General features: G+C 34.1%; 5 protein-coding genes. All 5 read right to left on the bottom strand.

Going from position 1 to position 8,080, the window contains the following annotated elements; genetic code table 11:
* Positions 1 to 176 precede the first annotated feature (176 nt).
* Entirely contained in the window at positions 177 to 1,922 is a 1,746-nt protein-coding gene (locus EZH24_RS04205; RefSeq protein ID WP_137997878.1) for a TrkH family potassium uptake protein, read from the bottom strand.
* A gap of 218 nt (positions 1,923 to 2,140) precedes the next feature.
* Positions 2,141 to 3,538, bottom strand: a complete 1,398-nt coding sequence (locus EZH24_RS04200) for an alanine/glycine:cation symporter family protein (RefSeq protein ID WP_137997877.1) — start codon at positions 3,536 to 3,538, stop codon at positions 2,141 to 2,143.
* Positions 3,539 to 3,644: 106 nt separating this feature from the next.
* The gene (locus EZH24_RS04195; RefSeq protein ID WP_137997876.1) at positions 3,645 to 5,045 is read right to left on the bottom strand and encodes an alanine/glycine:cation symporter family protein; all 1,401 of its coding nucleotides are present in this window, start codon (positions 5,043 to 5,045) and stop codon (positions 3,645 to 3,647) included.
* Between the two features lie 136 nt (positions 5,046 to 5,181).
* The gene (grdD, locus tag EZH24_RS04190) at positions 5,182 to 6,354 is read right to left on the bottom strand and encodes a glycine/sarcosine/betaine reductase complex component C subunit alpha (RefSeq protein ID WP_137997875.1); all 1,173 of its coding nucleotides are present in this window, start codon (positions 6,352 to 6,354) and stop codon (positions 5,182 to 5,184) included.
* 12 nt (positions 6,355 to 6,366) lie between these two features.
* Complete coding sequence (gene grdC / locus EZH24_RS04185; protein ID WP_137997874.1) at positions 6,367 to 7,953, bottom strand: glycine/sarcosine/betaine reductase complex component C subunit beta; 1,587 nt, start codon at positions 7,951 to 7,953, stop codon at positions 6,367 to 6,369.
* Positions 7,954 to 8,080: the final 127 nt, after the last annotated feature.

The following is an 8,080-nucleotide window of genomic DNA, read 5'->3' as shown; positions in this document are numbered from 1 at the left end:
CTATGATTATTAATATTATAGCGATTATTATATTTAAATTTGTCATTAATTATATTCTCCGTGAGTTTATGAAATTTATAAAATATTATATAAAGTATAAATATTTTTTCAAGTTTTAATTTTTACAGTTTATTAATAGAATATTCTTCATAAATAATATAAAAAATATAAAAACTTTAACCTATCGTAACCTCTCCAGTTGGCAAATCTATCAAACCGTATCTGCTTCTGTCTATCGAACCAACGCTCATAAATAAAGTCAAATATCCTACCCTGCCGATAAACATTAAAAACATTACTATTATTTTGCTCCATATTGAAAGCGAAGGAGTTATTCCCAAAGAAAGTCCCGTAGTCGACAAAGCCGAAACAGACTCGAATAAAACGGGCATCATAGCTTTATATCCGTCTATATAAAATATCAAAAGCGCCGCAAATGTCGATATAGCCATAGCGAGAGTAAATATTGCAACCGATTTATTAACCGCCGATTCTTTTATCTTCCTTCCTCTAACGACTATAAAAGGTCTATTTGTTATCGCCGTTATAATCGAAGCCACAAATACGAATAATGTCGTAGTTTTTACTCCGCCTCCCGTTCCGCTTGGAGATGCTCCGACAAACATAAGAAATATTATCATTCCTATAGTGACATTATTCATTGAGCTATATGAGATAGTTTCATATCCGCCAGTTCTTGGATTTATACTTTGAAAAATCGAAATCAATATTTTTTCTCTTAAAGGCAAACCGTTTAAAGCTCCGTTATATTCGTTAAAAAATATGAATAAAAATCCAAATAAAAGCAAAATTAAAGTGGTAAATAAAACAATCGATGTTTGAGTGTCGATTATATATCTTTTTCCAGTTATTTTATTTTTAATCGCAAAAAATACGGTTAAAAGAACGGGATATCCAATTCCTCCAAGTATTATAAGCAAACCTATCGTTGTGGTAATCGTTATATTATTGGAATATCTATGCATACTATTTTCATAAAGCGAAAAACCCGCGCTACAAAAAGCACTTATAGAATGAAATAGAGAAGAAAATATTTTTTCGCCAAGTTTTGCCGAAGAATTATCGTTAAAAACGGTAAACAATGAAATCGCTCCCGCAAATTCTATTATAAAAGTCGCCAAAAAAATTACTTTAATTGTCGACCTTATAATATCTTTATTTTGAGTATTAAACATTTCCAAAGTTCTTATTCTATCCTGCACGCTTCCTTTACTAACCGAAAATAAAAGAACTATAGCCGAAATCGACATAATGCCGAGTCCTCCTATTTGAATTAGTATTATAAGGACAATTCTGCCAAATAGAGTAAGTTCTTTTGAAATATCAATAACCGTAAGCCCCGTAACACAAACCGCGCTTGTTGCGGTAAATAAAGCGTCAATAAAATGAATATTTCCACTAACCGTGCTTAAAGGCAAATAAAGAAGTAAAGTTCCTAAAGTTATTACGAATATAAAAGAAGCTATGATTAATTGATATAAAGTAAATTTTGAATAAGACAATCTGAGCCAATTTATAACTATAATCAAAAAAAATAAAACCGAACCCACTATAACCCAAATTATTCTGCTCGAATCTATATCGTAATATTTTTTACTGAAAAAATTAACGAGCAATAATCCTATAATCTGAATAATTGGCACTATTATATATAATCTTCTCGGAGCGATTCTTATTTGGTCTAAAAGTATAAATATAAAACAAATTGTTATGATATTTATTATTTTCTCGTAATTCGCTATATAAAAATTATAAGCGTCTATTCTTCTTATCTGCATAAGCAAAACGAATATTGCAAAAATAGAGCCAGTTATCGCAAGCAAATTCGACAATCTTCTTAATAATTCGTCTATGGCATGAATTATATTTTTATTGGAATATTTATTTATTTTATTTGTCATAATATTTTTATTATTCTTAAATTATTTTTTAATTCTTTTTAATTGAGTATATTTTAACATATTTTTAATTATTTTAATAGAAAAGAAAGCATTATATCGATAGTGCATTACTTTGCATTGAAAATACTTAATTTTGAGAAATTAAAATAAATAATAAAAAATGAGAGACTTATTTAATTAAGCCTCTCATAAAATAAAATTATTTTGCAAATGTATTTTCAATTTTTCTTTTTTTTGAATTTGTTATAATCTTTTGTCAATTTTGAAATTAGCGGACTTAAAGCTAAAATCCCAAGAAGGTTCGGAATAACCATCAAACCGTTAAAACAATCCGCCAACGCCCATACTAAATCTACTTTTAAAGTAGAGCCTATAAAAATAAATATCACTACGATGACGCCATATACTTTAGCTATTTTTTGCCCGAATAAATATCTTATATTCTGTTCTCCGAAAAAATACCAAGCTATTATAGTAGAAAACGCGAAAAATAATAAACAAACGGCTATGAATAAAACTCCCGCTTCGCCAAATTTAGTTTTGAAAGCTTCTTGAGTCAAACTGATTCCTTTATAAGTTTCCGAAATCAAATTTGGAGACGATAAATTATATACATTATCTTGCAATAAACCAGAAGACAATATTACCAAAGAAGTTAAAGTTATTACTATAAAAGTGGCAAACACGCCCATCATAGCCACAGCTCCCTGCTGACAAGGATGTTCCACTTTCGCTATGGCATGAGCATGCGGGGTAGAACCCATTCCAGCCTCGTTTGAAAATAATCCTCTCGCCACTCCAAAACGCATAGCCTGTTGAATTCCTATTCCCAAAGAACCTCCTATTACCGCTTTAGGATTAAAAGCCGATACGAATATCATATAAAATGCGTTAGGAATTTTAGTTATATTAAATATTAAAAATATAACCGCTCCAGATATATATAATATTCCCATTATTGGAACAACTTTTTCGGTAATTGATGCTATTCTTTTTATTCCGCCTAAAAATATAAATCCAGATATTGAAGCCGTTATAATTCCGATTATACTTTTATTTACGGGTATAGAATTAGCAAAAGCGGCGTCTATTGAATTCGATTGAACCATATTTCCCATTATTCCCAAAGCCAAAATAATGAAAATAGCAAATAATGCCGCAAGAATTTTTCCTAATGTTCCTTTATAAGCCGCTTTTATATAATAAGCGGGTCCTCCTATTATTTGTCCGTCTTTATATCTTTTGAACTTTTGAGCTAAAGTTGCTTCCGAAAATATTGTAGCCATACCAAAAAATGCGGAAATCCAAAGCCAAAATATAGCGCCCGGACCTCCAGACACTAAAGCGGTTGCCGTTCCCGCCAAATTTCCCGTTCCAACTTGCCCCGCTATAGAAGTAACCAAAGACTGAAAAGAACTCATACCATGTTCGTCCGCAGCTTCTCCTTTTAACGAAGCGGATGAAAATGCATGTTTAATGCTATATATAAATTCTCTGACTTGTATAAATCTTAATCTTATAGTAAGGTATAATCCCGTTCCGCAAAGAAATATAATTAAAGCGTAATCCCATAAAAATGAATTCGCTATTGCAACTAACCGTTCTACAATATCCATTTAATCTCCTTATGAATTTTTTTTATTTAATTATTTAAAATAAAATACAAAATAATATAAGGGGCTTATAGTTTAAGCCCCGTTCATAATAAAAAGGATTTAATAATTATTTTTTGTTTAAATTATTATAATCTTTAAATAAAGCTCCTACCACTCCGCTTAACGCGAGTATTCCCAAGAGGTTCGGTATAACCATTAAGCCGTTGAAACAATCGGCTAAATCCCAAACTAAATCGACTTTCAAAGCCGAACCTAAAAGTATAAAACCCACGACTAAAACGGCATAAACTTTTGTGGCTTTCGCTCCGAATAAATATTTAACATTCTGCTCTCCGAAGAAATACCAGCCTATTATGGTAGTAAAAGCGAAGAAAAGTAAACAAATGGCAACGAATATTACGCCGAAGAAACCAAATCCGCCTCTAAAAGCCGCTTGAGGCAATCCTACTCCTTTTAATGTTTCAGGTATAAGACTGGCGGAATCCAACGGATATATTTGAGTTTGTAATATATCGGAAGATAATATAACTAAAGCCGTTAAAGTAACTACAATAAAAGTGTCAAAAAATACGCCTATCATAGCTACGGTTCCCTGCTCGCAAGGATGTTTAACTTTAGCCAAAGCATGAGCATGAGGAGTAGAACCCATACCAGCTTCGTTTGAGAATAATCCTCTTGCAACTCCGAATCTCATAGCTTGCTGAATACTTATTCCCAATCCTCCGCCTATTACCGCTTGAGGATTAAAAGCCGAAGTAAATATTAAAGCTATAGAGCTTGGAAGGTTTCTAATATTCATTATAAGTATTATTATAGAACCTATAATATAGAATAAAGCCATTAAAGGAACGGCTTTCTCGGCAAATGACGCTATTCTTTTTACTCCGCCTATAAATATAAAGGCCGCTATTAACGCGCATACGATTCCAATCCATAGAGGTTTAATTTGAGGAAAAGCATTAACGAAAGCTCCGCTGATAGAATTCGATTGCACCATATTTCCCATAAAACCTAAAGCGAGTATTATAAATATGGCAAATAAACCCGCTAAAAATTTACCGAACGGACCTTTAAACGCGGATTTTATATAATAAGCGGGACCGCCTATTACATGTCCGTCTTCGGCTGTTGTTTTATACTTTTGAGCTAAAGAAGCCTCGACAAATATAGTAGCCATACCGAAGAACGCCGCCATCCACATCCAAAATATAGCTCCAGGACCTCCAGATATTAAGGCTGTCGCCGCTCCTGCCAAATTACCCGTTCCCACTTGAGCCGCCACTGCAGTTGCAAGAGATTGAAAAGAACTCATTCCCTCTTTACCAGCGGCTTCGCCTCTCAAGGAAAGCCCGCCAAAAGTTCTGTCCCAGCCATCTTTGAATTTTGCGATTTGAACGAATTTCAACCTTATTGTGAAATATATTCCCGTTCCGCATAACAAAAATAGCAGAGCAGAGCCCCATAAAAAACCGTTGATTTTGCCGACAATATTTGAAATAATGTCCATAAAAAACTCCTTTGTTTAATTTTTTATAAAAAAATGGAATCTATTATGCACAATTAATACATAATAAATTCCATTATTTTTCACAGTAAAAAAATTACCGTTATTGTAAGTCTCGACGATATTTTTTAATCTTAAACTAAGATATAAATCCGCCTTTTTTCAAAATACTTTCTGCATTTTCTTTATTTTTCTCGCTTACCAATATTATAGGACCAGTGCATCCCATACCCGATTCGGCATATATTCCGCTTCCCATAATCAAATCAACGGCTGAATCTAAATCCATAACTTCGATACCCGATATTTGAGCCGTTACAACTTCTTTTTCGACTTTAGGCTTACTTTCGCCGCCTGCCGAAACCGTTTTTGGTTTTAAACTTTCCAATATTGAATCGAAACCGTATTTTTTAACTTCTTCTTCTTCTTTATTCATAACGGTTATGATATTTCCGTTTATGCATTGATAAGCGTATTCTATCGCTCCCGCTATAACATTGCTTCCAGAAGCTCTCGATATAATGAATATAGGCATCGTAAAACCAAAACCTATTCCCGGTCCGTATCCGTATCCTATAGCTTCGTAACTTCCTCCGCTATTGAAAGAAGAAAACATTTTTATAAGTATATTTCCAGTGAGAGAATCGCATACCACAATATCGACTGCTCCAGTTATTAAGTCGTTTCCTCTTAAAACTACGCCTCCGTCCGCTCTATTTGAAGCTCCAAATTTTATATTATATCCATTTGAAGCCAAATCTTTTAAAGCTCTTTCAACAGTTCGAGCGGAATCTATATTCAATATGCCGACTATAGGCTCTTCTATTCCGCAAGCTTTAGCGGTAATTATTCCATATACGGCATTTTTAAACATAGCTTGCTCTCTTACCGTAGCGGAAGTTCCCGTAGTCGTGGCAATAAAAGTCTCTTTGCCGTTAGCTTGAGATATAACTCTTCCAACCGTAGAAACGCCTATAGGAAAAGGATAATGCATCGTAATACAAGCGTCCAATTCTCCTTTTTTTAGCATTTCTTCCATCATCTTATGCGCCTTTTCATCGCAATCAGTTTCTATGGTTTTTAATCCAGAGCTATTTTTTTCGCCTATTAATACGACTTCGACATTCTTATTTTTACTCATAGCGATAACGCCGCCTAAAGACACAGCTTCCGCTCCATGCTCGCTTCCTCTATTTGTTATGCCGACTACGACTTTTTTCCCGAATTGTCCCGTTTCCAAAGCGTTTGCAAGAGATAGAAAAGTCTCCCCTATCATAGATTTTACTAAAGAATTATTAGAAGGATTACTCATTTAAAGCCTCCATTATTCGCCTAACATACTTTTAGCAAAATCTTTCATTGCGTTTGCTATAAGTTTGTTAACTTCTTCTTTTGAAATTCCTTCGCTTCCGCCTTTGTCTCCGCTATTTTTTTCTATTATAACCGATATTCCGTCAAAAAGGTTTGTCATTCTTCCCAAAAATAAAGAACCTTTTCCGATTAACATTATACGATTAACTTTGCCAGACATTATATCGTCTATAGCGTATCCTAAATAAGGCACTCCAGAAGGAATATGTCCTTGAGTAGGCGCCCAACCAGACATACCATGTTTTTCGACAAATTCTGCCAATTGACTTCTTTCTATATCGCCTTTTTTAACTCCTATTGCCGCTATCATTTTATAATTTGCCTCTGGAACATCTCCAGCTCCAGCAGGTTTGGTAACATCGGGGTTTTGCATTTCAACGGTATATTTATCAATATCGGTAATTTTCAAATTTGCTTTTTCCAATGGATTTACAACCAGAGAATTCATAACCGCTTGAGGAGCGCTTCCCGTAGAAACCGTATGTCTTCCGAGTAAATCCGTTCTAATAACTGGATGTATTCCGTCATTTTCGCTTATCAAAACTGCAAACGCGCCCAATATATCTTCAATAATAGGAAGATTTTTACCGACATGGCTCTTACCGTTCATACCAAGTTTAGCCGTAGCGCCTCCAGCGACTATTACAACATTTTTATAAGAACCAGATTTAACTAACGAAGCCGCCGTAACTAAAGCATGAGACGGAGCTGCGCAAAATCCCCTTATATCAAAGCCCGTAGTATTTGGAACGCCCGCAATTTCGGCTACGCTTTTTGCAAAATTTCCGCCTCCTCTTTGATTCATATCTCCGCAAGCCTCTTCGGAACATTCTATAACCAAATCTATACTCGAAGCGTCTATATTTTTCTTTCTTACGAGTTCTTTTAAAGCCATAACTCCAGAAGCTTTTACCGCCAAATTTTCAAACATAACATGGGCGCTTAAATTTATATCCACATCATGCGCTCTCTTTACGCATCCTACTAATTTTTCATTAAAATATAATCCTTCGGCATGTTCTTCTTTCATTAATTTTTCTATATCGGCTATTTTTGTTTCGCATTTAATATTTGCAAGTTCTTTATTCAAATCTTCTTCGCTTTTAAATTTGGATTCTTTAGAAATATAAGCTTCTTTCATTTTCTTTTCAAATTCCGCTTCCAAATATACGAGTTCAAAAGAATCCGCTATTTTCATCATAAATATAAATTCGTCTTCGGAAAATATCTCGCCAAATTTACCGTTTCTGTCGCCTTTATGAGGAACTCCTATCCAGCTTCCGCCTGCCTTTTTGACTTCTTCGGAACACTGATTTGCCAATTTTTTTAATTCTTCTGGATGAAGGTTGCCAATATAAGTTTGATTAGGCGCGTAATTAACGACATCGTCAAAACTTCTTAAATACTTTTTTATATCCTTTAAATATTGAGAATTAGGATTAACTTCCCTTTCAACCGTTTGCGTAGTCCCGTTATTGATAACCATATCGGGGGCATGAACTATAGCGTAAGCGGCCGCTTTTAATACAGCATAACTCATTTTTTACTCCGTTTATATTTTATTTTAATGAGGGATAACAAAATATTTAAGCCATCCCTCGTTTTAATCATTAACTTTCAAAAACCGTTTGCGAGTCTACAGGAGTAGTTAAGGGCTTTTAAAGCTC

This window comes from Brachyspira catarrhinii (assembly GCF_005518285.1).
Lineage (GTDB): Bacteria > Spirochaetota > Brachyspiria > Brachyspirales > Brachyspiraceae > Brachyspira > Brachyspira catarrhinii.
The sequence above is the reverse complement of the archived record's forward strand: the minus strand, read 5'-3'. Positions and strand labels throughout refer to the sequence as shown.

What these genes read in the sequence shown, in the direction of transcription:
- EZH24_RS04205 (WP_137997878.1), bottom strand. Translation starts at nt 1,922, where the DNA reads ATGACAAATAAAATAAATAAATATTCCAATAAAAATATAATTCATGCC.
- grdD (WP_137997875.1), bottom strand. Translation starts at nt 6,354, where the DNA reads ATGAGTAATCCTTCTAATAATTCTTTAGTAAAATCTATGATAGGGGAG.
- EZH24_RS04200 (WP_137997877.1), bottom strand. Translation starts at nt 3,538, where the DNA reads ATGGATATTGTAGAACGGTTAGTTGCAATAGCGAATTCATTTTTATGG.
- EZH24_RS04195 (WP_137997876.1), bottom strand. Translation starts at nt 5,045, where the DNA reads ATGGACATTATTTCAAATATTGTCGGCAAAATCAACGGTTTTTTATGG.
- grdC (WP_137997874.1), bottom strand. Translation starts at nt 7,953, where the DNA reads ATGAGTTATGCTGTATTAAAAGCGGCCGCTTACGCTATAGTTCATGCC.